The 24,619-nt window shown below is 68.4% G+C and carries 20 protein-coding genes; 11 read left to right on the top strand and 9 right to left on the bottom strand.

Annotated elements, in window-relative coordinates:
• Window positions 1-31: 31 nt before the first annotated feature.
• Window positions 32-997, bottom strand: coding sequence for an adenosylcobinamide-phosphate synthase CbiB (gene cbiB, locus EJ903_RS00965; protein WP_246015055.1), 966 nt, complete (start codon window positions 995-997; stop codon window positions 32-34).
• A gap of 70 nt (window positions 998-1,067) precedes the next feature.
• Between cbiB and cobD the strand changes: the two genes are divergently transcribed.
• The 4 genes from cobD to EJ903_RS00945 all read left to right on the top strand — a co-directional run bounded on the left by cobD (window position 1,068) and on the right by EJ903_RS00945 (window position 5,632).
• A complete protein-coding gene (gene cobD / locus EJ903_RS00960; RefSeq protein WP_126611261.1) occupies window positions 1,068-2,186 on the top strand; it encodes a threonine-phosphate decarboxylase CobD in 1,119 nt (372 codons plus the stop codon).
• 139 nt (window positions 2,187-2,325) lie between these two features.
• Entirely contained in the window at window positions 2,326-3,924 is a 1,599-nt protein-coding gene (locus tag EJ903_RS00955) for a sensor domain-containing diguanylate cyclase (protein ID WP_246015053.1), read from the top strand.
• A gap of 168 nt (window positions 3,925-4,092) precedes the next feature.
• A complete protein-coding gene (locus tag EJ903_RS00950; protein ID WP_126611257.1) occupies window positions 4,093-4,398 on the top strand; it encodes an STAS domain-containing protein in 306 nt (101 codons plus the stop codon).
• The gene (locus tag EJ903_RS00945; protein WP_126611255.1) at window positions 4,388-5,632 is read left to right on the top strand and encodes a PP2C family protein-serine/threonine phosphatase; all 1,245 of its coding nucleotides are present in this window, start codon (window positions 4,388-4,390) and stop codon (window positions 5,630-5,632) included. The genes EJ903_RS00950 and EJ903_RS00945 overlap by 11 nt, the downstream gene beginning before the upstream one ends.
• Here the strand turns inward: EJ903_RS00945 and EJ903_RS00940 are convergent.
• Together EJ903_RS00940 and EJ903_RS00935 are read right to left on the bottom strand one after the other, a co-directional pair.
• Complete coding sequence (locus EJ903_RS00940; protein WP_126611253.1) at window positions 5,595-6,515, bottom strand: ATP-binding response regulator; 921 nt, start codon at window positions 6,513-6,515, stop codon at window positions 5,595-5,597. The two genes, EJ903_RS00945 and EJ903_RS00940, sit on opposite strands and share 38 nt — an antisense overlap.
• 79 nt (window positions 6,516-6,594) lie before the next feature.
• Complete coding sequence (locus EJ903_RS00935; RefSeq protein WP_246015051.1) at window positions 6,595-10,101, bottom strand: response regulator; 3,507 nt, start codon at window positions 10,099-10,101, stop codon at window positions 6,595-6,597.
• Between the two features lie 438 nt (window positions 10,102-10,539).
• On the opposite strand from EJ903_RS00935, the gene EJ903_RS00930 reads away from it, so the two are divergent.
• Both EJ903_RS00930 and EJ903_RS00925 read left to right on the top strand, forming a co-directional pair.
• Window positions 10,540-11,217 (top strand): substrate-binding periplasmic protein, encoded by a 678-nt coding sequence (locus EJ903_RS00930; protein WP_246015049.1) that lies wholly within the window; start codon window positions 10,540-10,542, stop codon window positions 11,215-11,217.
• Window positions 11,218-11,348: 131 nt separating this feature from the next.
• Window positions 11,349-11,975, top strand: coding sequence for a glutathione S-transferase family protein (locus EJ903_RS00925; RefSeq protein WP_126611249.1), 627 nt, complete (start codon window positions 11,349-11,351; stop codon window positions 11,973-11,975).
• A gap of 10 nt (window positions 11,976-11,985) precedes the next feature.
• Here the strand turns inward: EJ903_RS00925 and EJ903_RS00920 are convergent, their stop codons facing one another.
• The 3 genes from EJ903_RS00920 to EJ903_RS00910 are packed head-to-tail and all read right to left on the bottom strand — an operon-like array spanning window position 11,986 to window position 13,865.
• Window positions 11,986-12,318, bottom strand: a complete 333-nt coding sequence (locus EJ903_RS00920; protein WP_126611793.1) for a DUF1244 domain-containing protein — start codon at window positions 12,316-12,318, stop codon at window positions 11,986-11,988.
• A gap of 35 nt (window positions 12,319-12,353) precedes the next feature.
• Complete coding sequence (locus EJ903_RS00915; protein ID WP_126611247.1) at window positions 12,354-13,613, bottom strand: DUF2478 domain-containing protein; 1,260 nt, start codon at window positions 13,611-13,613, stop codon at window positions 12,354-12,356.
• Window positions 13,614-13,643: 30 nt separating this feature from the next.
• Complete coding sequence (locus tag EJ903_RS00910) at window positions 13,644-13,865, bottom strand: sulfurtransferase TusA family protein (protein WP_246015047.1); 222 nt, start codon at window positions 13,863-13,865, stop codon at window positions 13,644-13,646.
• 254 nt (window positions 13,866-14,119) lie between these two features.
• On the opposite strand from EJ903_RS00910, the gene EJ903_RS00905 reads away from it, so the two are divergent.
• Both EJ903_RS00905 and EJ903_RS00900 read left to right on the top strand, forming a co-directional pair.
• Window positions 14,120-15,376 carry an Hsp70 family protein gene (locus EJ903_RS00905; RefSeq protein ID WP_126611243.1) on the top strand — a complete coding sequence of 419 codons (1,257 nt, stop codon included), beginning with the start codon at window positions 14,120-14,122 and terminating at the stop codon, window positions 15,374-15,376.
• 167 nt (window positions 15,377-15,543) lie between these two features.
• Window positions 15,544-16,650: a fatty acid desaturase gene (locus EJ903_RS00900; RefSeq protein WP_126611241.1), complete on the top strand. Its 1,107-nt coding sequence runs from the start codon at window positions 15,544-15,546 to the stop codon at window positions 16,648-16,650.
• A 64-nt stretch (window positions 16,651-16,714) separates the two neighbouring features.
• Here the strand turns inward: EJ903_RS00900 and mutS are convergent, their stop codons facing one another.
• Window positions 16,715-19,351 carry a DNA mismatch repair protein MutS gene (gene mutS, locus EJ903_RS00895; RefSeq protein WP_126611792.1) on the bottom strand — a complete coding sequence of 879 codons (2,637 nt, stop codon included), beginning with the start codon at window positions 19,349-19,351 and terminating at the stop codon, window positions 16,715-16,717.
• Between the two features lie 302 nt (window positions 19,352-19,653).
• Between mutS and EJ903_RS00890 the strand changes: the two genes are divergently transcribed.
• Window positions 19,654-20,163: a hypothetical protein gene (locus EJ903_RS00890; protein WP_126611239.1), complete on the top strand. Its 510-nt coding sequence runs from the start codon at window positions 19,654-19,656 to the stop codon at window positions 20,161-20,163.
• A 25-nt stretch (window positions 20,164-20,188) separates the two neighbouring features.
• Here the strand turns inward: EJ903_RS00890 and EJ903_RS00885 are convergent, their stop codons facing one another.
• Window positions 20,189-20,533: a hypothetical protein gene (locus EJ903_RS00885; RefSeq protein WP_126611237.1), complete on the bottom strand. Its 345-nt coding sequence runs from the start codon at window positions 20,531-20,533 to the stop codon at window positions 20,189-20,191.
• Between the two features lie 195 nt (window positions 20,534-20,728).
• A complete protein-coding gene (locus tag EJ903_RS00880) occupies window positions 20,729-21,055 on the bottom strand; it encodes a hypothetical protein (protein ID WP_126611235.1) in 327 nt (108 codons plus the stop codon).
• Between the two features lie 195 nt (window positions 21,056-21,250).
• Between EJ903_RS00880 and EJ903_RS00875 the strand changes: the two genes are divergently transcribed.
• Both EJ903_RS00875 and EJ903_RS00870 read left to right on the top strand, forming a co-directional pair.
• Window positions 21,251-24,148 (top strand): [protein-PII] uridylyltransferase, encoded by a 2,898-nt coding sequence (locus EJ903_RS00875; protein WP_246015113.1) that lies wholly within the window; start codon window positions 21,251-21,253, stop codon window positions 24,146-24,148.
• Window positions 24,145-24,597, top strand: a complete 453-nt coding sequence (locus EJ903_RS00870) for a DUF29 domain-containing protein (RefSeq protein WP_126611233.1) — start codon at window positions 24,145-24,147, stop codon at window positions 24,595-24,597. The genes EJ903_RS00875 and EJ903_RS00870 overlap by 4 nt, the downstream gene beginning before the upstream one ends.
• Window positions 24,598-24,619 lie beyond the last annotated feature (22 nt).

Raw genomic sequence — 24,619 nt, 5'->3', positions numbered from 1 at the left:
GCGTTTACAGAACGTCGTTTCGGAACCGGATTCAACCCACCACCGCCAGCACCACCGCCCCGCCGCCCAGCAGCAGGCAGGCCAGACGGTAGAGGCGCAGGCCCGAATCGATGTCGGCCGGGGTGGCGGCGGTGCGCCCGCTGCCCAACCACACATCCTCGATCCGGGTGGCCCCGTACACGCGCGGGCCGCCCAGCCGCAGATCCAGCGCCCCGGCCATCGCCGCTTCCGGCCATCCGGCGTTGGGGGAGCGGTGGCGGTGGGCGTCGCGGCGCACCGCCGTCCAGGCCCGCGCCGCCGCGTCGGCGCTGATGCGGCGGGCGGCGGCGACCAGCAGCAGCGCGGTCAGGCGCGACCCCGGCAGATTGACCAGATCGTCCAGCCGGGCGGCGGCCCAGCCGAACGCCTCGTGGCGCGGGGTGCGGTGGCCGATCATGCTGTCGGCGGTGTTGATCGCCTTGTAGAGCGCGATGCCGGGCAGCCCGCCCACCAGCAGCCAAAAGGCCGGGGCGACGATGCCGTCGGAAAAATTCTCCGCAAGGCTTTCGATGGCGGCGCGGCAGACCGCCGGTTCGTCCAGGCTGGCCGGGTTGCGCCCGACGATGCGCGACACCGCCTCCCGTCCGCCGTCCAGGCCGCCTTTGCGGAATCCCTCGGCCACGGCGGCGACATGCTCGTGCAGGCTGCGTTGCGCCAGCAGGGTGGAGGCCAGGGCCGCTTCCAGCAGCCAACCCAGCGGCAGCGCCCGGCACAGCCCGGCGACCGCCGCCGCCGTGCCGCCGACGACCAGCAGCAGCGCCAGCAGCGCCAGCGCGCCCGACGCCTTGCGGCGGTCAAAGGAGTCCGTCTCCCGGTTCAGCGCGCGGTCCAAATGGGAAATCAGCGCGCCGATCCACACCACCGGATGGCGGATGCGCGCGTACAGCGCATCGGGAAAACCGACCGCCGCCTCGACAAGCAGCGCTGTGGCGAGCAATACAGGGTGAAAGGCAGACACGGGCGGCGGGCTTTCTGGCAAAGGCGCCGGTCCGGCGGCGCGGGGATGGGTGGGTGCAATGGCGGGGATCATGGCCGAAAGCAGGACGGCAACCAAGGGGACAGACGGCGCGGGCGCGGGCCTCGGCACGGGTGCGGACACCGGTGTGGACTTGGGCCGGGCCGGGCCGGGGATTCTGCATGGCGGCGATCTGGACGGCGCGCGCGCGGCTTTCCCCACCGCGCCGCTGCCTTGGATCGATCTGTCCACCGGGATCAACCCCTGGCCCTATCCGCTGCCGCCGATTCCCGCCGACGCCTGGAACCGTTTGCCCGCGCGCGGGGCGGAGGCCGGGTTGCGGGCGGCGGCGGCGTCCTGCTACGGCGCGCCCTCGGCCCATCATGTGGCGGCGGCGTCCGGCTCGCAGGCGTTGATTCAACTGCTGCCGCGCCTGCGTCCGCCGGGGCGGGTGGTGGTGGTGACTCCGACCTACGCCGAGCACGCGGCCTGTTGGGCCGCGGCCGGGCACCGGGTGGGGGAGGTGGCGACGCTGGCGGACGCCGACGCGGCGGGGGCGGCGGTGATCGTCGTTGTCAACCCGAACAACCCCGATGGCCGGGTGCATCCGGTGGCCGATCTGCTGGCGCTGGCGGAGCGGCAGGCGGCGCGCGGCGGGTGGCTGGTGGTGGACGAGGCGTTCGCCGACGCCGATCCGGTGGCCAGCGTCGCGGGGCATACCGATCAACCGGGGCTGATCGTGCTGCGCTCCTTCGGCAAATTCTATGGGCTGGCGGGGCTGCGCCTGGGCATCGCGTTGTGCGCGGAGCCGCTGGCGGCGGCGCTGCGGGCGGCCATCGGGCCATGGGCGGTGTCGGGACCGGGGCTGGTGGTGGCGACCGCCGCCTTGTCCGATGCGGCGTGGGCTGTGGCCACCCGCCAACGGCTGGCCGACGCGGCGGCGGCGCTGGACGCGCGGCTGGCGGCGCTGGGGTTGCGGGTGGTGGGGGGAACCAGTCTGTTCCGCCTGGTGGTTGACCATCGCGCGGCGGCGTTGTACCGGGGGCTGGGCGCGGCGGGACTCCTGGTCCGCCGATTCGAGCGTCAGGCGGAGTGGTTGCGGTTGGGCCTGCCACCCGACGCGGCGTCGGCCCAGCGGCTGACCGAGGCCTGCGACCGCGTTCTGAAACGTGAAAATCCGTCAGCCCCTTGAACAATCAGGGGATTTGGAGTCGCGCCAACGATTGGTTGGGGCGATGGTTGGACAGCAAACAATATTTGTCAAATACCATCATTGCGGAGCAATAATATTTTGTGGGACACTCACCCCTATGGTGAAAGTGGGTCATGGTGTGGCGACTGTTGAGGGTGGGTGCGGTGACGCGCGGCGCGATCTGTGGCGCGTGTACGACGATCTGCCGATTTGCGCGTGCGTGGCGTCCGCCACGGGCGTGATCCGTTACGTCAACGGCGCGCTGCGCACCCATCTTGGCCTTGCCGATCCGGACCTTCTGGGCCGCCCGCTGGAGTCGTTCCACGGAACCGGTGGGGGCGAGCGCCCCGGCTTGCGGGCGCTGCGCGACCGGAACGGGGCGGAGCGCTGGTTTGCCGAGACGATCCAGCCGGTGGACGGCCCGGCGGGAGAGGCGCTGCGTCTGCACCTGTTCACCGATGTCGACGCCCAGGTGCGCCGCGAAATCGCTCTGCAAGGCCGTGTCGCGCAGTTGGACGCGCTGTTCGAGATTTTGCCGGTCCCGACCTTCATCAAGGACGCCCAGGGGGTGTTCACCGCCTGCAACCAGGCGTTCGAACGCTACACCGGCCTGATGCGGGAGGCGCTTCTCGGCAAGACCTCCTTCGCCATGATGCGGTCGGGGGTGGCGCAGGCCCATGTCGAACAGGACCGCCTGCTGCTGGGAACCGACGCGGCCACACGGTACGAGGAGGCGGTTCCGTTGGCCGATGGCAACCTGCGCCTGATCGATCTGTCCAAGGCGTCCTACCGCGATGGTCTGGGTGCGCCGGGCGGCATCGTCGGCGTGGTGCACGACCTGACCGAATCACAGCCCTACGAGGCGCGGCTGGAAGCCATTCTGGAGCAAAGCCCGATCGGCGTGTCGGTGTCCCGCCGCGACGACGGGCGCATCGTCTTCGTCAACACCCGCTTTGCCGAGTTGATCGGCCTGTCGCGCGACCAGCTCATCGGCAGCCGGGCGCGCGATTACTATCTGGACGACCACCAGCGCCAACGGGTTCTGGAACGGCTGCGCGGCAACGGCGCGGTCGTGAACATGGAGGTCCAGTTCAAAAAGGCCGACGGGTCGCCCTTCTGGACGCTGTTCACCGTCAATCAGGCGGTGATTCAAGGCGCGCCGGTCAACCTCGCCTGGATTTACGACTACACCGAACGCCGCAACATGGAAGAGGCGTTGCGCGACATGGCGTCGCGCGATCCGCTGACCGGCATCCACAACCGGCGTTCCTTCATGGAGCTGGCGCGCCAGCAATTGGCCCGTGCCCACCGCTTTCATGAACCGTTGGCGGTGTTCGTGCTCGACGTCGATCACTTCAAGAAGATCAACGACACCTACGGCCACGCCACCGGCGATGACGCGTTGCGGATGGTGGCGGGCGGCTGTCAGGCGATCCTGCGCGAGTATGACCTGTTGGGGCGACTGGGCGGGGAGGAGTTTGTCGTTGTCCTGCCGGGCGCCACCGCCGACGAAACCCGCGTGGTGGCCGAACGGGTGCGGCGCAATCTGGCCCGGATGGCGATCCCGGCCCCCGGAACCACGTTCCATCTGACCACCAGCATCGGCATTGCCGGGCTGGAAGGGGCGTCCGACACGCTGGAGAAGGCGATCCACCGCGCCGATCTGGCGCTGTACCGCGCCAAGCGGGAAGGGCGGAACCGCGTGGTCGTGTATGAACCGGGCATGCAATCCGTCTGATGGTGGTCGGAGCCGGGTCGGCCGTTGCGCCCTACCGCCATCGGGGCCACCGCCATCGGGGGCGGTTGTGCGCGCCCCTGTTTTCATCGTTTTCATGGACATGTTCTGATACCCTGTTCATCCTTTGGTGTGCGCGTTTGCATCGGATCCGAGGGAAGTGGGTGGGGTATGAACTACACGGTTCGCGATCAGGCCGGGGTCCGCGAGGTGGAATTGCGCGGGCAACTGACCTTTGAGGCCAACGACGCCTTTCGCCAGATCATCGACGGCATGGAAAAGGACGGCATCGTCGAATGCGTGCTGAATCTTGGCGGTCTGGATTTCATCGATTCGGCGGGGCTGGGGTTGTTGGTGCTGGCGAACAACGCCGGGAACCGTGTGTCGGTGCAGTTGAAGATGAAGCACCCGCGCGGGCAGGTCCGCGACATGATCGAAATCTCCGAATTCCACACGATCATCCCCTGTGAGTTCTGACCGCACCGCCGCCGCCGCTGCGCCCGACGCCGCCCGCGCGGTGGGGGGGCAGCGGGTCCTGATTGCCCATCCCCGCCCGCCCGCTTTGGCGGTGCTGCGCGCGGCGTTGAGCACCATCGGCGTGCGGGCGATGGATGTGGCGCAGGACACCGACACGCTGCTGGCGATGGTGGCCCAAGGTGCCCCCGATCTGCTGGTGCTGCATCTGGGCATCCTGACCGACGGGCTGGACCTGCTGGCGCGGCTGCGCGCGCTGCCCGGCATGCGCGACGCGCCGATCCTGGTGCTGGGCCGTTTTGCCGGGGCGGGGGAGCGGCTGGCCTTGATGAAGGCGGGGGCGACCGACCTCATCCCCCGCCCGGTGACACGGCCGGAACTGGCGGCGCGCCTGCGGGTGCATCTGGAAAACCGCGCGCTCAACCGGTCGCTTCAGGCGGTGATCGGCAGCCTCCAGACCTACCACACGGGGGCCGTGCAGCGGATGACGCTGGCGCGCGACATGCAGCTTGATCTGCTGCCGACGCTGGCGGAGTGCGGCGGGCTGGAGCGGCGCTACGCCATCCGGCTCGACAGCCATTTTGAATCGAGTTCGGAACTGGGCGGCGACATCTGGGGCGCGCGCGCCCTCGACGACCACCGTTTCGCCGTCTTCCTGTGCGATTTCACCGGCCATGGTGTGGCGGCGGCGCTCAACACCTTCCGTCTGCACGCGCTGCTGACCAAGATCGCGCTGCCCGGCGACGATCCGGCGGAAACCCTGGCCGCCATCAACGGGTTGCTGGTGGGGCTGCTGCCCGAGACCCAATTCGCCACCATGATCTACGCGGTGATCGATGTGCGGGCCGGGACCGTGGTCTACGCCACGGCGGGTGCGCCCAAACCGATCATCGGGCGGCCCGACGGCGGGCTGGAGGTCGGGGCCAGCGTCGGCCTGCCGTTGGGCGTGTCACCCAAGGCGAGTTACCGCAACCGCGCGATGGCGTTCCCACCGGGGTCCTTCCTGTTCCTGTTCAGCGACGCGCTGTTCGAGGCGCGCGACTGGGAGGGGCAGATTTTCGGCTATCAGGGGGTGGTGGATCTGGTCAGCGGGCTGGACGAGGACGCCGACCTGGAAGGCGGGCCGTTGCGGCAATTGCTGGAACGCTATTTCACCAGCATGCCGCGCCCGTTGGCCGACGATCTGACCGCGCTGTGGATCAGTCGGCGACCGGATCCGCCGGGCGATCCAGATTGACCACGCCGATCACCCGGTTGCCGGTGCCGACATAGGTCAGTTGATCGAAACCGACCATTCGGGCCAGCGCGATGCCGCGTCCGTGGGTGGCGGTCGATTGGAAGGCGTCCACCGTCAGATAGCGGCTTGAATCAAAGCCCTGGCCCATGTCGGTGACGGTGAAGGACACGCGGGTGTCGCTGCGCTCCACATGCAGGGTGGCGTATTTGTCCCGATGTTCGGGCGAGGCCAGCCGGGCTTCGATCTCGCGGATCAGGCCGCCATTGGCCTTCAACTCGCTCTTGGCGTCATAGCCGATGCCGAGATTGCCATGCTCCACCGCGTTCATCAGGATTTCCGACAGGCCAAAGGTCAGGCTGTGGGCGGTGTCGGCGATGGTGGACAGGGTGATGGCCAGATTTTGCGCCTCCTGCGGGGTGCGGAAGCGGAAACGGGCGTCGCGCAGCAGCGCGATGGCGTCGGCGCGTGAGCGCAAATCGCCTTGCAGGCTGCGCAAGCGGCCCGACCGTTCCTCCGCCGAGCGCACGACCGAGCGCAGCAGGGCACCGTCGTAGGGCTTCATCAGATAATAGAACACCCCGGCGCGGATCGCCGCCGCGATGTCGGCGCTGCTGTCCGACACGGTTTGCACGATCACCGGAATCTCGGCCAGCGTCGGCAGGGACTTCATCCGTTCGAACAGCTCCAACCCGTCGCCATCCTCCAGCCGGCGGTCGAGCAGCACGACGTGGATGGTGTGGGCCGGGTTGGACAGGATCGCCCACCCTTCGGCGATCGAGGACGCCTCCAGCGTGCGGTAGCCGATGCGCGCCAGATAACCCGCCACGATGGCGCGGGTCATTTCCTCGTCATCGACCACCAAAGCTGTGACGGGTTCGGCCATGATCGCGGACTTCTCCTGATGGTGCGTGCGGTGGTCGTGTGTTCAACTGCCACAGATCATCCGTGCCGTCAAAGGTTCGCTAAGAAACGGCCTCCGGCGACACAACAGCGCCAGCCGCGCCACAGAATCGCGCGTTCCACACATGCGCATGGGCCAGTTCCGCCGCAAGTCCGTCCACATGTTCCGGGCGCACATCCGCCCAGTTCTTCAGGCGAATTGCAGCCTCAAGTTGCTCGGCAAGGTTTGACAACCGCCCCAACCCCACATTCGCCGACGATCCTTTGATCACATGGATTTCGCGGGCAACCGATTCATGATCGGATTCCACAACCGCAACGCGCAGCAGATCAATGTGGCGGGGGGCGTCGGCGAAGAAGGCGTTCATCAGCATCACCAAGCCGTCCGGCCCCAGAACCGCCAGCAACTCCGCCCGTTTGACCGGGTTGAACGGATCCTCGGCCGGGTCGGGGGGCGTCCAGGCGATGGGCGACGGGCGATCGGCTGCGCGCGGGGCGCAGGGCGCAGGGCGCGCCGGGGCACCGGGGGCAAGCGTTGGACCGCAAGGGGCAAGATTGGGCAGCGGTGTGCCAACAATGGCGGCGGGCGCGCAGGGGGCACCGGCTCGGCGTGCCCAGCGCAGAACCGCCTCGGCCAGCTTGCGCGCGTTGATCGGTTTGGACAGGTAATCGTCCATCCCGGCCTCCAGACACACCGCGTCATCGCCCTGCATGGCGTTGGCGGTGAGCGCGATGATCGGGATGTGGCGGGGTGGACCGGACAGGCCGCGAATCACACGGGTGGCGCTCAGGCCGTCCATCACCGGCATCTGCACGTCCATCAGCACCAGATCGTAGGATCGGGAAGACACCGCCTCCACCGCCTCCTCGCCGTTGGAGACGGCTTCGGCCTTGTGCCCGGCCCGGCGCAGCAGGGCCAGCGTCAGCTGCTGGTTGACCGGGTTGTCGTCGGCCACCAGGACGCGCGCCTGGAACGCCGGTGTGGCGGGAACGGCGGGGGGGAGTGGGGCGATGACGGCGCGCGCGGCCTGGGACGTTTCCCCTCCGGCGCGCCGGTCCAGCACGGTGGCGAGCGCCTGGCACAGGGCGCTGAAGCGGATCGGCTTGGTCAGGTTGGCTTCGACCGGGGCGGCGTCGGCGGGGTCGCCGTCCGGTGCGTCGGTCGGGAACAGGTGGGAGGTGGCGAGCGCCAAGCGCACCCCCGACAGGCCCGGTGTCTGCCGGATGCGGTTGGCCAGTTGTGGGCCGGTCATGCCCGGCATCCGATGGTCCAGGATCGCGGCGTCGAAAGGTCGCCCGGCCTCGGCCGCCGCGATCATGCGGGCCAGCGCCTCGTCCCCGGTTTCGGCGGTTTCGGTTTCGATGGCGAAGCTGGACAGGTGACGCGCCAGCAGATCGCGGTTCACCGGCACATCGTCGACCACCAGAACCCGGCGTCCGGTCCAGTCGGCCATCGGGGCGGGGGTCTGGACCACCGCCGTGCTTCGCTCCAGCGGGATCGTCACCCAAAAAACGCTGCCATGCCCGACCTGGCTGTCCACCCCGATCCGCCCGCCCATCAGCTCGACCAGCCGCTTGCAGATCGCCAGCCCCAAACCGGTGCCGCCGTGCCGCCGGGCGGGAGAGGCGTCGACCTGGGTGAACATGGTGAACAGGCGGGCGCGGTCCTCCTCGGCGATGCCGATGCCGGTGTCGCGCACCTCAAAGCGGAGCTGGGGCGTTCCGGCCTCTCCCAGCTCTTCGGACAGCAGGATGGTGACGCTGCCCTGGTCGGTGAACTTCACCGCGTTGCCGGCGAGGTTGAGCAGGATTTGCCGCAACCGTCCGGAATCGCCGCGATAGGGGCGGCGCAGCGGTGGCGGGACGAAGCTGGCCAATTCCAGCCCCTTGGCGGCGGCGCGCGGGGCCAGAATCTCCAGCACGCTTTCGACCAGCGGGACCAGCTCCAGATCGTCGATCTCCAGATCCAGCCGCCCGGCGTCGATTTTCGAGAAATCGAGGATGTCGTTGATGATGACCAGAAGCGATTCCGCCGAATCACGGATGGTCGTGGCAAAACCGCGCTGCTCGTCGTTCATCGGCGTGTCGAGCAGCAGCCCGGCCATGCCGATGACGCCGTTCATCGGGGTGCGGATTTCGTGGCTCATCGTCGCCAGGAATTCCATCTTCACCCGCTGGCCATCCTCCGCCCGCAGCTTGGCGTCGAGCAGAACCTGTTCGGCCCGCTTGGCGTCGGTCAGGTCGCGCATGATGGCGGCGTAGAGCGGCCCGGCGGCGGTCTGGATCTCCGCCACGGAAAAGAGCAGGGGGAAACGCTCCCCGTTCAGCCGGGTGACGGTCAATTCCCGGCTGAAGCCGGTTCGGTACTGTTTGGTCCCGGCGGCGATGTCGTCGAGGAAACGGGTTTGCGCCGCCCGCATCTCCGGCGGCAACAGGTCGGTGATCGACCGCCCGACCAGACCGCCCGGCGGGCAGCCGAAAATGACGTGGGCCGCCGGGTTGGCGCTTTCGATCACGCCGTTGGGGCGGGCGGTGAGGATGCCCTCCACCGCCGTGTCGAGGATGGCGTGCAGCCGGGCGTTGCTTTCCTCCAGCGCGGCGGCCTGCCGCCGTTGCGTGGTCGTCGACCGCGCCAGCAGCACGCCGAACAGCAGGATCAGCAGGATGAAGCCTCCGGCCAACAGGCCCGATTGCCGGATGGTGTCGCGCCAAACCGCCAGCTCCGTCGCCTCGTCGACGCTGACCGCCAGCACCAGCGGCCAGGTCGGCGTCGTGCGGTAGGCGGTGATGCGGGTCGGACCATCGGCCCCATCGCCTCCAACCTCGTCGAACACGCCGTGTTCGGCGGCGGGCAGGCGGGCGCGGAACAGCGGGGCGGCGGCGGCGGATCCGCCGATGCGCAGATCGCCCGGCGCGTTGGGCTGCGGCTGGGCGATCAGCAGGGTTCCGTCGTACCGGTACAGCGCCACCCGCGCGCTGTCCGACATCCGCAAGGTCTGATACAGCCCCTGGAAATAATCGGGGTTGACGGTCGCCACCACCACACCGGCCAAGGCCCCGTCGGCGTCGCGCAGGGCGCGGCTCATCGGCAGCAGCCAGCGGCCCGACAACTCCATTTTGTTGTTGGCGGTCAGCAGGCTGCGGCCCGGAATCGGCGCGCCGATCACCAGGGCGGAGTTCCGATCCTGGGCGTGGTTGCGGACGATGTCGAATTCGGCCAGGAACACCGGGTCGCGCGGCGCGCCGTCGGTGCTCAGCAGCAAGCGGCCGTTGCGGTCCAGCAGAGCCAGCGCCCGCAGGTGGGGGGATCGCCGCAGCCGGTCCTTCAGCAGGGCGGCGATCTCGTCCTTCCCGTTGTCCGCGCGCATCAGATCGCTGTCGCCGACGCTGTCGATGATCGACGACAGGGTGATGTCCACCGCCTGGATGGTCCGGGTGGTCGATGCCTCCAGCGCGCTGGTCAGGCTGGTCAGGTTGGCGCGCGTCTGGTCCAGGGTCGCCCGCCGGACGACGGTGGACTGGTAGGCCAGGTTGACCAGCAGCGCGATCACCGCCAACAGGCCGAACACCAGCACCCCACCCCGGTGCAGGAACAGGTCTTTCAGGCCGATGCGGGGGACGGGGGGCGGGGCAGGCGCGGTCAGGGCGGCGTTCCGGCGCTAAGGGGAAGAGCAGGGGGCAAAGGCAGGGGCCTGGGCATGATTGGGGGTTCGCCTCATCGCGAACAACCGGGGCATATGGTAACAGCGGTTGCAGAGTTGCGCAAAGCATACGCTGCCCCTGCGGCGTTTGTGATGGTATCCTGTTGCTCTGACTGGCAATCCGGGGACTCTCCCGGAAAGATCGGGTTGAGACACCAACGCGAAGGGGACGCCATGAACGCCCGTGCCCACCGTCTTTTTACGTTCGTCACCGCATTGTTCATTGTCGCTTCGTTTGGTGTTTGCAGCGCGAACGCAACGGGGCGGCTGGAGAAAATTGCCGCTGACAAGAAACTTCGTGTCTGCATGTGGCCGGATTATTACGCCATTTCCTTCCGCAACCCGCGCACCAACGCGCTGGAGGGGGTGGACATCGACATGGCCGGGGCGCTGGCCGCTGATCTGGGCGTGGCGCTGGAGTTCGTCGAAACCAGCTTCCCACGCTTCATCGACGATCTGCGCGGTGATCGCTGCGACATCGGCATGTTCGCCATCGGGGCCACGCCCGCCCGCGCCGCGCAGGTGGCTTTCAGCGCGCCCTACCTGCGCAGCGGCATTTACGCCGTCACCACCAAGACCAACACGCAGATCCGCAAATGGGCCGATCTGGACCAGGAGGGCAACGTCGTGGTTGTGCAAAGCGGGACCTTCATGGACGGCTACGCCCGCAACGCCATGACCCGCGCCCGCATCGTCGCCGTCACCCGCCCGCAGGAGCGGGAGGAGGAGGTGCAGGCCGGACGCGCCGACGCCTTCCTGACCGACTACCCCTATGGCCAGCGCATGTTGGCTTTTCACCCCTGGGCGCATTTGATCGTGCCCGACCAGCCGGTGCAGCCCACCCCCTACGCCTACGCGGTGGTGCCGGGGGATGACGCGTGGCTGGCGCGGGTCAACGCCTTCGTGGCTGCGATCAAGGCCGACGGGCGGTTGGCGGCGGCGGCGGAACGCTACAAGCTGTCGCCCATCGTCGCCCGCGATTGAGGTGGGATGCGACGGGACGGTGGGTTGTGCGGACCGCATGACGGTTGGGGGTGCCGATGGGTGGTGGTGTGGTACCATCCGACCTCGGATGAGAATCCGCCTCATCCACACCCGTTCGACGGAGCCGCCCGATGATTCTGATTGGTCAGTATGACTCGCCCTTTGTCCGCCGCGTCGCCATCGCGCTGCGGCTCTATGGCATGGCGTTCGAGCATCGCCCCTGGTCGGTGTTTGGCGATGCCGACGCGCTGGCGGCCTACAACCCGCTGAAGCGGGTGCCGACGCTGGTGCTGGACGACGGCGATGTGCTGATCGACAGCGCCATCATTCTGGATTGGCTGGACGAGCTGGCCGGGCCGGAGCGCGCGCTGTTTCCCCACGCCGGGGTGGAACGGCGGCGCGCCCTGAAGGTGGCGACTCTGGCGATGGGGTTGGGCGACAAGGCGGTGAGCCTGGTCTATGAGCGGATCATGCACCAGAACAGTTCACGCCCGTGGGTGGAGCGCTGCACCTCCCAGGTGGCGGGCGTGCTCGACACGCTGAACGCCGACCGGGCGGCGCGGCCCGGACCCTGGTGGTTCGGGGATCGGATGGGTCACGCCGACATCGCCGTCGGCTGCGTCCTGCGCTTTGTGCGCGAGGCGCACCCGGACGTGTTCGACGCCACGCGCTGGGCGGCGCTGGCCGCGCACGCGGACGCCTGCGAAGGGCTGGCGGTGTTTCAGGAGATCGCCCAGCCCTTCTTCGTCAGCCCCTGAGCGGGGGGCGTCAGCGGGCGTTGTGCCCGCTGATGTCGGCGTGCAGGGGCTTGGACTCCTCGAACAGGCGTTGCTGTTCGGCGCTGGCCGGTGACTGGTGCTTGGCCTTCCACTCGCTGTAGGGCATGCCATAGACGGCCTCGCGCGCGTCGTCGTCGCTGAAGGCGACGCCGCGCTCCTTGGCGGCGGCGGCCAGCCATTTCGACAGGCAGTTGCGGCAGAATCCGGCGAGATTCATCAGGTCGATGTTCTGCACGTCGGTGCGCTTTTGCAGATGCGCGACCAACCCGCGAAAGGCGGCGGCTTCCAGTTCGATGCGGGTCTGGGGATCCAGATCGGCCATGGTCATGGTCTCTCGGTTGCGAAGGGTCTGGCGAGTTATATGGAGGGGCGGTGAAGCGTGACCATCCGCCCATGGGGGAGAAAGTCACGCGACCCACCGCCTTCGGCGATGATGCGGGCGACCGCCGCGCGGTCTTCGGCGACGAATCCGGCCAGCGATTGCAGGCCATAGGCGAACAGGCGTGGGGTCAGCGGCGTGCCGGGTCCGATCATCGCCATCCGCGCGCCGCAAGATTGCCGCAGCAGGCGGGGCAGCGTGCGGTTGGCGAAGGCGGACGCGGTGACGGCCACCGCCTCGGCCCCCGGCAACAGCCAGTCGCTGGCCGGTTCGGGGTGTTCGCCCGCGCGCGGCGTCAGGTCGATCACCTGGGCGCGGGGCAGGCGGCGGGCCAATCCGGGAAAACCGCCGATCACCACGACGCGGCCCTCGACCCCGGCGAACAGATCCAGCCCGTTGCCGGGCGCGCCGGTCAGGTCCGGGCGGTTGCAATGGGCGTTGATCGCCGCCACCCCCACCGCGATGTCCAGCGGGTCCCAGGCGCGGGCGGCCAGGGCGGCGAGATCGCGCAGACCCAGCCCGGCCCAACGCATGGGGTCCACCGGTTCGGTTTCCACCCCTTGGCGGGCGGCCACCCCCATGCCGTGGGCGGTTTCCACCAGCACCCATTTGGCCCCGACCACCAGCTTGCGCACCTCGGCGTCGGCCATCCCGTGCAGCAGATCGTCATAGAGGCGCTGCGGCCCCCACCAGCGCCACAGCGAGTCGGTGGTGGGCGTCAGCAGGTCGGTGTAGCCGCCGGTGAAGCCCTGCCATTCGTTCAGATAGCGGCTGCCGACGCTGGTCAGCACCGGAACCCCTTCGGCAATGCCGGAGAGAAATTCGTCGGCCAGCCCGTCGCCCTGCGCTTCCAGACCGGCGAATTTGTTGATGACGAGGAGGTCGACGCGGTCGGCGACGGCGCGGCGCACCGCCTGGCTGGCGTCGGCCACGCCGGTGGGATCGACCCGGCAGGATTGCGATTCCCGGCCCAGCCGCTGGGTGATGTCAAAGGCCCGCCCGTTGGCGACGTCCACCAGTTCCATCACCTCGGCGCAATCGTCGATGGCCCCATGGTTGCGCTGGACCAGACCGCCGACCCGGAAGCCACGCGCCTTCAGCTCCGCCGCGAAGCCCTCCAGCAGCGCGTCCACCCCCGCCGAACCGGGGCCGTGGATGACGGCACCGGGGCGCAGCGGCGGCGCAACGGCGGGCGGCAGCGGGGTGGTGATCGGCGATGTGGGGTCTTGCGGCGGCATCGGGCGGCTCCTTGCTGTCTGGTGTCGGCCTCAGCCGCCGCGCCGGATGCGGTAGACGAACAGGGTGCCGTGGTCCGGGTGCGGGCGGGTTTCGTGGGCAAGCAACCGGTTGTCGGTGGTGTTGCAGAAATGCTTGAAGTCGATGACCGACGCCGGATCGGTCGCCAGAGCCACCAGCTCCTCCCCCGGTTCCATCCGGTCCAGCAGCGCGCGGGTGCGCAGGATCGGCAAGGGGCACTGCAGCCCGGTCACGTCCAGTTCCTTCACCGTCACCGCCCGTGGTCCCCGTCTGTCTGGCGTTGATTCCTGCATAACGTCACCGACTGTAGCGGGTTCCGCCCCCCACCTCCAGCCGGTTGCGTCCATCCCTCGGACTCCGGGCGTCCCTGTGCAAAACTGTGGCTTGATCGGCGGGGCGGGAGCGTCTATACGCTCGCCCCTTTTGCGGCGTTCCACTGCGTCGGCGGATGGTGTGGGACGGCGGTCAGATCGGCGGGGGTTGGGCGATGACGGCATGCGGTTTGGATTTCGGCACCTCCAACACCACGTTGGGCGTGCAGGACGCGGCGGGCGGCTTCCGGCTGCTGGCGCTCGACGGACCGCGCACGACGCTGCCGACCGCCGTCTTCTTTGATTTCGAGGCCGACGCCGTCACCATCGGGCAGGCGGCGGTCGATTCCTATGTGTCCGGGGTCGAGGGGCGTCTGATGCGCTCCATCAAGTCGATGCTGGGGACCGACCTGATCGACGCCGACACCGCCCTGCGCAAGGGCCGCATCAGCTTCCGCGCGGTCATCGGCACCTTTCTCGACACGGTGAAGCGGCGGGCGGAAGCGACGCTGGGCGCGGAGCTGGGCGACGTGGTGGTCGGGCGGCCGGTCCATTTCGTCGATGGCGATCCGGCGGGCGACGCGGCGGCGGAAGAGACGCTGGGGGCGATCGCGCGGGCGGCGGGCTTCCGCAACGTCTCCTTCCAGTTCGAACCCATCGCCGCCGCGCTGGATTACGAACAGCGGGTGACGGGGGAGGAGTTGGCCCTGATCGCCGACATCGGCGGCGGCACCTCCGACTTTTCCGTGGTGCGCATCGGGCCGGAGCGGCGCGGCAAGCCCGACCGGTCGGCCGACATTCTGGCCAACGACGGCATCCGCGTCGGCGGCACCGACTTCGACCGCGATTTCAGCCTCGCCACCGCCATGCCGGAGCTGGGGCACGGCAGCGCGCTGAAGCGGGCCGGGCTGCTGGCCCCGAAGAGCGTCTATTTCGATCTGGCCACCTGGTCGAAGATCAACTTCCTCTACACCACCAAGGCGCTGGCCGAGCTGGAACGGCTGATGCGCGATTCGGCGGTCCCGGAGAAGATCGAGCGGCTGATCGGCATCGTCGAGCACCGCCAGGGCCACGCGCTGGCGATGGCGGTGGAGCGGGCCAAGATCGCCCTGTCCGACCACGCCGAAACCCAATTGGCCCTGGATTGGGGCGAGGGGTCGCTGGCGTTGCCGGTCGATGTGCCCGGCCTGAACCGGGCCACCGGATTGCTGGCGGCGCGAATCGGCAACCGGATTCGCGACTGTCTGGCCGATGCCGGGGTCACGCCCGACCGCATCGACGCGGTGTTCCTGACCGGCGGCTCCACCCTGCTGCCGCAGGTGCGCGCGGCGATCCTGGCCGAAGCGCCCGACGCCCGCGTGGTCGAGGGCAACATTTTCGGCTCCGTCGGTTTGGGCCTGACCGTGGAGGCGCAACGGCGTTACGGGGGGTGAGCCAAGGCGTTGCGCGGATTGACCCGGACGGACGCGATTTTTAGAAAAATTGTCGCGCCGTGTTTTTGCGACGGAAATCCGCCGTCTCTTCAGGTATTTTGCCACGCGGACGGTCCCGCGAACGGGATGGTCCCAAGGCCACCTTTGATCGCGGAAACCCCTTCGCAATGACCGTTGTTGCCCAGGCGCTGGATCTCGGCGCACCCGCGTCGCGCCCCGACACCGCTTCTGCCGTTTTGACCGGCTCCGTTTCCCCGCAATCCACCCTTCGCGACCGCAAGGCCCAAGCCCGTCTGTGGGCCGAGCGGTTGGCCGATTTCAAAACCCCGGTGGCGAGCCGCAGCCTGGGCCAGTTGGTGAGCACGCTGCTGCCGCTGGCCGCCCTGGTCGCCGCCATGGGCTTTGCGCTGGAGGTCGGCTATTGGCTCAGCCTGCTGCTGGCGATCCCGGCGGCGCTGTTCCTGACCCGCCTGTTCGTGCTGCAGCATGATTGCGGCCATGGCTCCTTCTTCAAGGAGGATTGGGCCAACAATCTGGTCGGGCGCTGCCTCAGCGTCTTCACCGTCACGCCGTATGAGGTGTGGCGGCGCGACCACGCGGTGCACCACGCCACCTCCGGCAACCTCGACAAGCGCGGGACCGGCGACATCAACACCCTGACGGTGCGCGAGTATCTGGCGCTCAGCCGTTGGCAGCGTTTTGTCTACCGGGTCTACCGCCACCCGCTGGTGCTGTTCGGCCTGGGGCCGACGGTGCTGTTCATGTGGAAGTTCCGCTTTCCGTTGAGCGGGCAGGAGCGCGACCCGAAGGCGTGGATCAGCGTTCTGTCCACCAACGTCATGATCGGCACCGGCCTGACCCTGTTCATGCTGGCCTTTGGCGCGCTGCACGTCCTGATGATCTGGGCGCCGGTGGTGATCCTGGCCGCGACCATCGGGATTTGGCTGTTCTACGTGCAGCACCAGTTTGAAAACGTCTATTGGCGGACGCAAAAGGAGTGGGATTTCCACGACGCCGCCATCGAAGGCTGCTCCTTCTACGATCTGCCGCGCTGGCTGCACTGGATGACCGGCTACATCGGCTATCACCACGTCCACCATCTGGCCTCGCGCGTGCCGAACTACCGCCTGCGCGATTGCCATCTGGCGATCCAGGATTTCCAGAAGGTGGCCAAGCTGGGCATCTGGGAAAGCTTCGCCACCGTGCGGCTGGCCCTGATCGACGAGGACAACCGCCGCATGATCGGTTTCCGCGACCTGCGGGCGGCGGCGTAAGGCGTTCATCGGTTTCTTGAGCGTTCCGACGCCCCTCCTCCCGCGCGGAGGAGGGGCGTTTTTGTTACGCCCCCAGCAGGCCGCGCAGGCGGTACAGCTCCTCCAGCGCGGCGCGCGGGGTCAGGCTGTCGGGGTCGAGCGCGCGCAACGCCTCCTCCACCGGGGAGGGACCGGCGGGGGCCGTGGCGGCTGCCTCCGGGGCGGGCGGGCGCTTCAGGGCGGCGCTGAACAGCGGCAAATCCTCGGCCAAGCGGTGGATCGCCGCGTTCTGGTCGCCCGATTCCAGCAGCTTCAACACCGCTTCGGCCCGCGCCACCGCCGCCGGGGGCAGCCCGGCCAGCTTGGCGACGTGGATGCCGTAACTGCGGTCGGCGGCCCCGGACGTCACCTCGTGCAGGAACACCACGTCGCCCTGCCATTCCTTGATCCGCATGGTGTGGCAGGACAGGGCGGGCAGCTTCGACGCCAGCATCGTCAGTTCGTGGTAATGGGTGGCGAACAACGCCCGGCAGCGGTTGACGTCGTGCAGGCTTTCCACGCAGGCCCAGGCGATGGACAGCCCGTCGAACGTGGCGGTTCCGCGCCCGATCTCGTCCAGGATGACCAGCGCCCGCGCCCCGGCCTGGTTGAGGATGGCGGCGGTTTCCACCATCTCCACCATGAAGGTGGACCGCCCGCGCGCCAGATCGTCCGCCGCGCCGACGCGGCTGTACAGGCGATCCACCGCGCCGATGTGGGCGTGGTCGGCGGGCACGAAGCTGCCGATCTGGGCCAGCACGGCGATCAGGGCGTTTTGGCGCAAAAAGGTCGATTTGCCGGCCATATTGGGACCGGTCAGCAGCCACAGCCGGTTGTCCGGGGCCAGATCGCAATCGTTGGCGACGAACGGCCCGGCCTGGGCGGCGTCCAGCACTGCTTCCACCACCGGATGACGGCCGCCCCGAATGGAAAAGGCCAGCGAATCATCGACCAGCGGGCGGGTGTAGCGCCGCTCCACCGCCAGTTCGGCCAGCGCGGTCGCCACGTCCAGTTCGGCCAGGGCGTGGGCGGTCTGGGCGATGGCGTCGGCGCGCGCCGACACCGCCGTGACCAGATCGTTGAACAGGCTGACCTCCACGGCCAGCGCCCGGTCGGCGGCCTCCGAAATCCGGCGCTCCAGGTCCGACAGCTCGACGGTGCCGAAGCGCACGGCGTTGGCCATGGTCTGGCGGTGCATGAAGGTCTCGCGGCCCTTGCCGGTCATCAGCTTGTCGGCGTGGGTGGCGGTGACTTCGATGTGATAGCCCAAGACGTTGTTGTGCTTGATCTTCAGCGACGGCACCCCGGCCAGCTCGGCGTAACCGCTCTGCAACCCGGCGATCAGGCGGCGGCTTTCGTCGCGCAGCGTCACCAGCTCGTCGAGCGCGTGGGAATAGCCGCGCGCGATGAAGCCGCCGTCGCGCGCCAGCAACGGCAAATCGGCGGCGAGGGCCGCCGACAATTGGCCGATCAGCTCGCTGTGTTCGCCCAAACGCCGGTCCAGCCGGTCGAACCCGGCGGGCAGGGGGCGGGCGTCGGTCAGGAACTGGCGGACGATGGCGGCCTGGATCAGCCCGTCGCGCACGGCGGCCAGATCGCGCGGCCCGCCGCGCCCCAGCGTCAAGCGGGTGAGCGCGCGTTCCAGATCGGGGCAGCGGCGCAGGGTGTCGCGCAGATCGCCGCGCAACCGCTCCTCGGCGACGGCGAACTCCACCATGTCCAGCCGGGCGGCGATGGCGGCGGGATCGGTCAGCGGGGCCGACAGTTGGGCCGACAGCAGCCGCGCTCCGGCCCCCGTCACCGTGCGGTCGATAGTGGCGAGCAGGCTGCCGCGCCGCTCCCCGGTCATGGTCCGGGTCAGTTCCAGATTGCGCCGGGTCGAGGCGTCGATCTCCATCACCGCGCCGGGGCCAAGGCGGCGGGGCGGCGACAGCCGGGGCACCCGGCCCTTTTGCGTCAACTCGACATAGCCGACCAGCGCGCCCGCCGCCGCGATCTCCGCCCGGGTGAAGGCCCCGAAGGAATCGAGCGTGCCGACCCCGTACAGGCTGTGCAGGCGCTGCTTGCCGTTTTCGCTGTCGAAACGCGGGGTGGGCTGGATGGTCAGGCGGGATTTCCACTCCGCCCACAGCTCGAACAGGTCGGGTTGCTGGGACAGTTTTTCGGAAATCAGCACCTCTTGCGGGTCCAGGCGGCCCAGCGCGGCCCCCAGGCTTGAACGCTCCACCGGTTGCACCACCAGTTCGCCGGTGGACATCTCCAGCCACGCCAGCCCGACCCCACCCGCCGTTTCCGCGATGGCGGCCAACCAGTTGGAGGAGCGGGAATCGAGCAAGCTGTCTTCGGTCAGCGTGCCCGGTGTGACGATGCGGATGACCCCGCGCTTGACCACCGATTTGGAGCCGCGTTTCTTCGCCTCCGCCGGATCTTCCATCTGTTCGCAGATGGCGACGCGGATGCCCTGGCGGATCAGCCGTTGCAGGTAGTTTTCGTGGGAGTGCACCGGCACGCCGCACATCGGGATGTCTTCGCCCAGATGCTGCCCGCGCTTGGTCAGCGCGATGTCGAGCGCGGCGGCGGCCGTCACCGCGTCGTCAAAGAACATCTCGTAGAAATCGCCCATCCGGTAGAACAGCAGGCAATCCGGGTGCGCCTGCTTGATCTCCAGATATTGGGCCATCATCGGCGTGGCATCGGGCGGGATGATGATGGTGGCGGCGGTGTCGGACACGGAAAAGGCTCGATCTGGTGAAGAGAGGCGGCGAGGCCGCGCACCCTAGCACGCGGTCGGGACCGGAGCGACACGCGGCGTGAGGGGATCGGCGCTGAGGCAATCGGACGCGCACCAACGATTGCGTTTCGATGGCCCCCACCATTGACGCGGGCGCGCGCCGGGGCGTTCAATGATGGAAACGCGGCGATGGGACCATGGCGGACTGATCCGCCGCCCGCGCGACTCAAAACACTCCCAGGGAGCCGACCATCATGACGTCATCGACCGCACAAGCCGCCCCCCGCGAGGTGCGCGAGGTCGTGGCCCTGTTCACCACCCGCGCGGATTTCGACCGCGCCGTCGCCACCCTGATCGACGACGGGTTCGACCGCTCCGATCTGTCGATCCTGGCCAGCCACACCTCGTTGGAGGCCGCCGACCCCAAGGCGGGCAAGCCGCGCGACGAGGCGCTGACCGGGCTGGTGGGCGAGATGAAATACGCCTTTCCCCTGACCACCGCCGGGTTGATCGCCATCGTCGGCGGCCCCATCGAGGCGGCGGTTGCCGCCCTGGTCGCCGCCAGCCTGGGCGGTGTCGCGATCAAGGATTACCTGGACGAACTGACCAGCCACCCCAAGCCCGACGAGTTTTCCCGCGCCCTGGAAGCGGGGGGCGTCATCCTGTGGGTGGCCGTGACCGACGGCGAGCGGGAGGTGCGCGCCGCCGCCCTGCTGGAACGCGAAGGCGGTCAGAACGTCCATTTGTCGGTGCGCGAGGTTTGAGCGGTGCCGCGCGGCGCGGTTTGTCTCACGCGCTGAGATTGACCACCGCGCCGCGCTGGCTGTCCTGCCCGGTCAGCTTGCGCTTGATCTCTTCGGCGATGTCCTTTTCGACCGCCTCGCGCTGCTTGTCGTCCATCGTCTTCAGGTCGTCTTCGGACATCTTGTGACGGGCAAGCCAGTCTTCGCGGATGCGCTGGGCCGGGGTCTTCCTGGCTTCGGCCAGAAAGGCGTCGGCGGCGCTGGTCTTGCTCGCGGAACTGCCGCTGGCGCTCTCATCCGTCGTCCCCGCCGCCGTGCTGCTGGTCCGCGAGGACGCGCGGGTTTGGGCGTAGGGGTTGGTGGCGTAGCTGGCGTAACCGGAAACCTGCATGATGGTCGTCCCAAAACGGCGGGGGTGCCGTTTGAGCAAGCACGCGTTGTGCCACCATCAAAAAATCATTGCGAATCAAAGCGCTGGCGCGTGATCCCTGCGCGATGGTGCGGGCGGAGGGGCAACCGCCGCCCGGTTGTTTTTGCCCGCTGGGTAAAGCCTGCCGGGGAAAAAGCGTGCCGTGTGGTGTGGCGATCAGGCCGCGCGGGCTTGCGGGCGGACGGTCTCCGCGCCGACGATCCGCAGGCCGTGCGCCTTGAACTCCGCTTGCAGGATCGACGCCCAGCCCATGCGGATGATCGTCAGCTTGTAGGCGTCGCCGATGTCGCGCCCGGCGACCAGATCGGTGATCTGCCACATCAGCGCGTGATCGACCGATCCGGGGAAATGCCGGGCCACCCGCATCAGCCGCGCCGCCAGCGCGGTGGGGGACGCGCTGCCGACCCGCTTGCGCTCCGCGTTGGTCAGGGCGTCGCCCAGAGCCGTCAACTCCCGCCGCCCGTTGTCGATGCCGTCGATCATGGTCCGCCGCCCTCACGCCCCGCCGTTCCAGAAGCATCCTGAACCGGTCGGCCGGGGTCGGCAGTGACGACGGTCACAGGCCGCCGCGTGGTTGGCCCGGTCCCGTCATCGGGGATGCCACGGTGGGACTTTGCCGTTATAGTCCGAACGGCCTGTCCAGACCCGGACAGCCGTTGATGCGAGGTCGGTTCCTTGATTTTGTCCGCACGCGCCACCGCTTCCCTGGCCCCCGCCAAGCCGCACAGCATCCCCAACAAGCGCGCGATCATCTCCCGCCGCGCGCTGTCGGGGGAGTTGGAGGCGCTGATCGCCGAACATGGGACCCGCGACAGCCTGCGCCCGGCCCTGATCGCCTGCCTGCGCCGCACGCTGGCCGCCGGGCGGGAGGAGGTGCGGCGGCGGTTCGAGGCGGGCGGCTCGGGCGAAAGCTGCGTGCGGGAGAATTGCTATCTGGTCGATCGGCTGATCGGCTCACTGGCCGATTTCACCGTGATGCACATCTTCCCCACCGCCAACCCGACGGCGGGCGAGGTGTTCGACATCGCCGCCACCGGCGGCTATGGCCGGGGGGAGCTGGCCCCGGCGTCGGACATCGACCTGCTGTTCCTGCTGCCCTACAAGCGCACCCCGCGCGTGGAGCAGGTTGTGGAATACATGCTCTACATCCTGTGGGATTTGGGGCTGAAGGTCGGCCACGCCGTGCGCAGCGTCGATGACTGCATCCGCCAGTCCAAGGCCGACGTCACCATCCGCACCGCCATTCTGGAATCGCGTTACCTCTGGGGGCCGGGCCAGCTTTTCGCCGATCTGCGCCGCCGCTTCGACAAGGATGTGGTGATCGGCACCGGGCCGGAGTTCGTGGAAGCCAAGCTGGCCGAACGCGACAACCGCCACCTGAAGATGGGCGACAGCCGTTACGTGCTGGAACCCAACCTGAAGGACGGCAAGGGCGGTCTGCGCGATCTGCAAACCCTGTTCTGGATCGCCAAATACCTCTACCGCGTGGAGAATGTGGAGGATCTGGTCGGCCGCTCCGTCCTGTTGCCGGAGGAGGCGCAGCGCTTCGCCAAGGCGCAGAATTTCCTGTGGACCGCGCGTTGCCACCTGCATTACCTGACCGGGCGGTTGGAAGACCGCATGACGTTCGACGTGCAGACCTCCATCGGCGCGCGCATGGGCTACACCGACCACGCCGGGACCAAGGGCGTGGAACGCTTCATGAAGCATTACTTCCTGGTTGCCAAGGATGTGGGCGATCTGACCCGCATCTTCTGCGCCGCGCTGGAAGCGGAATCGAAACGCCCGCCGAAATTCAACCTGCTGCGGCTGGCGACGGTGGCCCGGCGCAAGGATGTGGACGGCTTCGTCGTCGATGGCGAGCGGTTGAACGCCCGCGACGAGAAGCAGTTCAAGGACAAGCCGATCGACATGATCCGGCTGTTCCACACCGCCCAGCTCAACGACATCGACATCCACCCCAACGCGTTGCGCTCCATCACCCGCTCGCTCAGCGCCATCGGGCCGAAGCTGCGCGTCGATCCGGAAGCCAACCGGCTGTTCCTGGACATCCTGACCGGGATGAAGGACCCCGAAATCACCCTGCGCCGGATGAACGAGGCCGGGGTGCTGGCCCGCTTCATCCCCGATTTCGGTCGGGTGGTGGCGCAGATGCAGTATGACATGTACCACGTCTACACGGTGGACGAGCACACGCTGTTCGCGCTGGGCATCCTGCACAAGATCGCCGCCGGGGAACTGGTGAATGAACTGCCGCTGTCGTCGGAGGTGATCCACAAGGTCGTGTCGAAGCGCGCGCTCTACGTCGCCGTGCTGCTGCACGACATCGCCAAGGGGCGCGGCGGCGACCATTCGGTGCTGGGCGCGCGGGTGGCGGAAAAGCTGTGCCCGCGCCTGGGCCTGACGGCGGAGGAAACCGAAACGGTGGCGTGGCTGGTCCGCTGGCATCTGGCCATGTCGCACACCGCCTTCAAACGCGATCTGGAAGACGACAAGACCGTGCGCGATTTCGTGGCGCTGGTCCAATCGCCCGAACGCCTGCGCCTGCTGCTGGTGCTGACGGTGGCCGACATCCGCGCGGTCGGCCCGCAGCGCTGGAACAATTGGAAGGCCGCGCTTCTGCGCGAACTCTACAACCGCTCCGAAGAGCTGATGTCCGGCGGCATGACCGTCGAAGGGCGCGGGCGGCGGATCGAGGCGGCGCAGGCCGCCCTGCGCGACGAGCTGCGCGATTTCGACGACGCGGCGTATGAGCATCACAAGACGCTTGGCTATCCCGCCTATTGGCTGGCCTTCGACGCCGAGACGCTGGCCCACCACGCCCGCATCGTGCGCGGGGCCGAACGCGACGGGCGCGAGCTGACCGTTGACACCCGCATCGACCGCGCCCGCGCGGTGACGGAGGTGACGATCTACGCCAGCGACCACCATGGCCTGTTCTCCCGCCTCGCCGGGGCCTTTGCCGCGTCCGGCGCGGACATTGTCGACGCCCGCATCTTCACCATGACCAACGGCATGGCGCTGGACGTGTTTTCCGTGCAGGACGCCGGGGCGGGCGGGGCGTTCGAAAGCGGCGACAAGCTGGCCAAGCTGTCGGTGATGATCGAACGGGTGCTGTCGGGCCAGCTGAAGCCGTTGCAGGAGCTGGCGACGCGCAAGACCACCCACGCCAGCCGCACCCGCGTGTTCCATGTGCCGCCGCGCGTGCTGATCGACAACGCCGCCTCCACCACCCACACGGTGATCGAGGTGAACGGGCGCGACCGGCCCGGTCTGCTCTATGATCTGACCCGCGCGCTGTCGAACCTGACGCTGCAAATCTCCTCGGCCAAAATCTCCACCTTCGGCGAAAAGGCCATCGACGTCTTTTACGTGAAGGACGTCTTCGGCCTGAAGGTGATGCACGAGGGCAAATTGGCGAAGATCCGCGAACGGCTGCTGCACGCGCTGGCCGACCCGTCGGGTGAGGCCCCGCCCCCGGCCGCCCCGGTCAAACGCACCCGCAGCAAGGCCGCCCCGGAGAGCGCGCCGGACACCACCCCGGAAACCACCCCGGAGGGCGAGGGGGCGGCATGACCGACAACAGCCTGTACGACACCGATTTTTACGCCTGGGCGACCCAGCAGGCGGCGTTGCTGCGCGCCGGAAAGCTGAACGACGCCGACATCGCCCACATCGCCGAGGAGATCGAGAGCATGGGGCGGAGCGAAAAACGGGAGCTGGTCAACCGCCTGGTCGTTCTGGCCCTGCATCTGCTGAAATGGCAGTTCCAGCCTGGTTTGCGCGGCAACTCCTGGCGTTTGAGCGTCGAGGAGCAGCGTTACCGCCTGTCCAGCCATTTGGACGACAACCCCAGCCTCAAATCCAAACTCGACGACGCCATCCGCGACGCCTACCGGTTGGCCTTGATCGAGGCGGAAAAGGAAACCGGCTTGCCCCGCCGCGTGTTCCCGGCGGAGTGCCCCTACAGCTTTGCCCAGATGATGGACGCCGCCTTTTGGCCGGAGGAGCCGGTGGAAGGCTGATCCGCCCCTCTCACCGTCGTTC

It is taken from the genome of Azospirillum griseum (assembly GCF_003966125.1).
Taxonomy (GTDB): Bacteria; Pseudomonadota; Alphaproteobacteria; order Azospirillales; family Azospirillaceae; genus Azospirillum; species Azospirillum griseum.
Note: the sequence above shows the minus strand (reverse complement) of the source record. Positions and strands in the feature narration are given on the sequence as shown.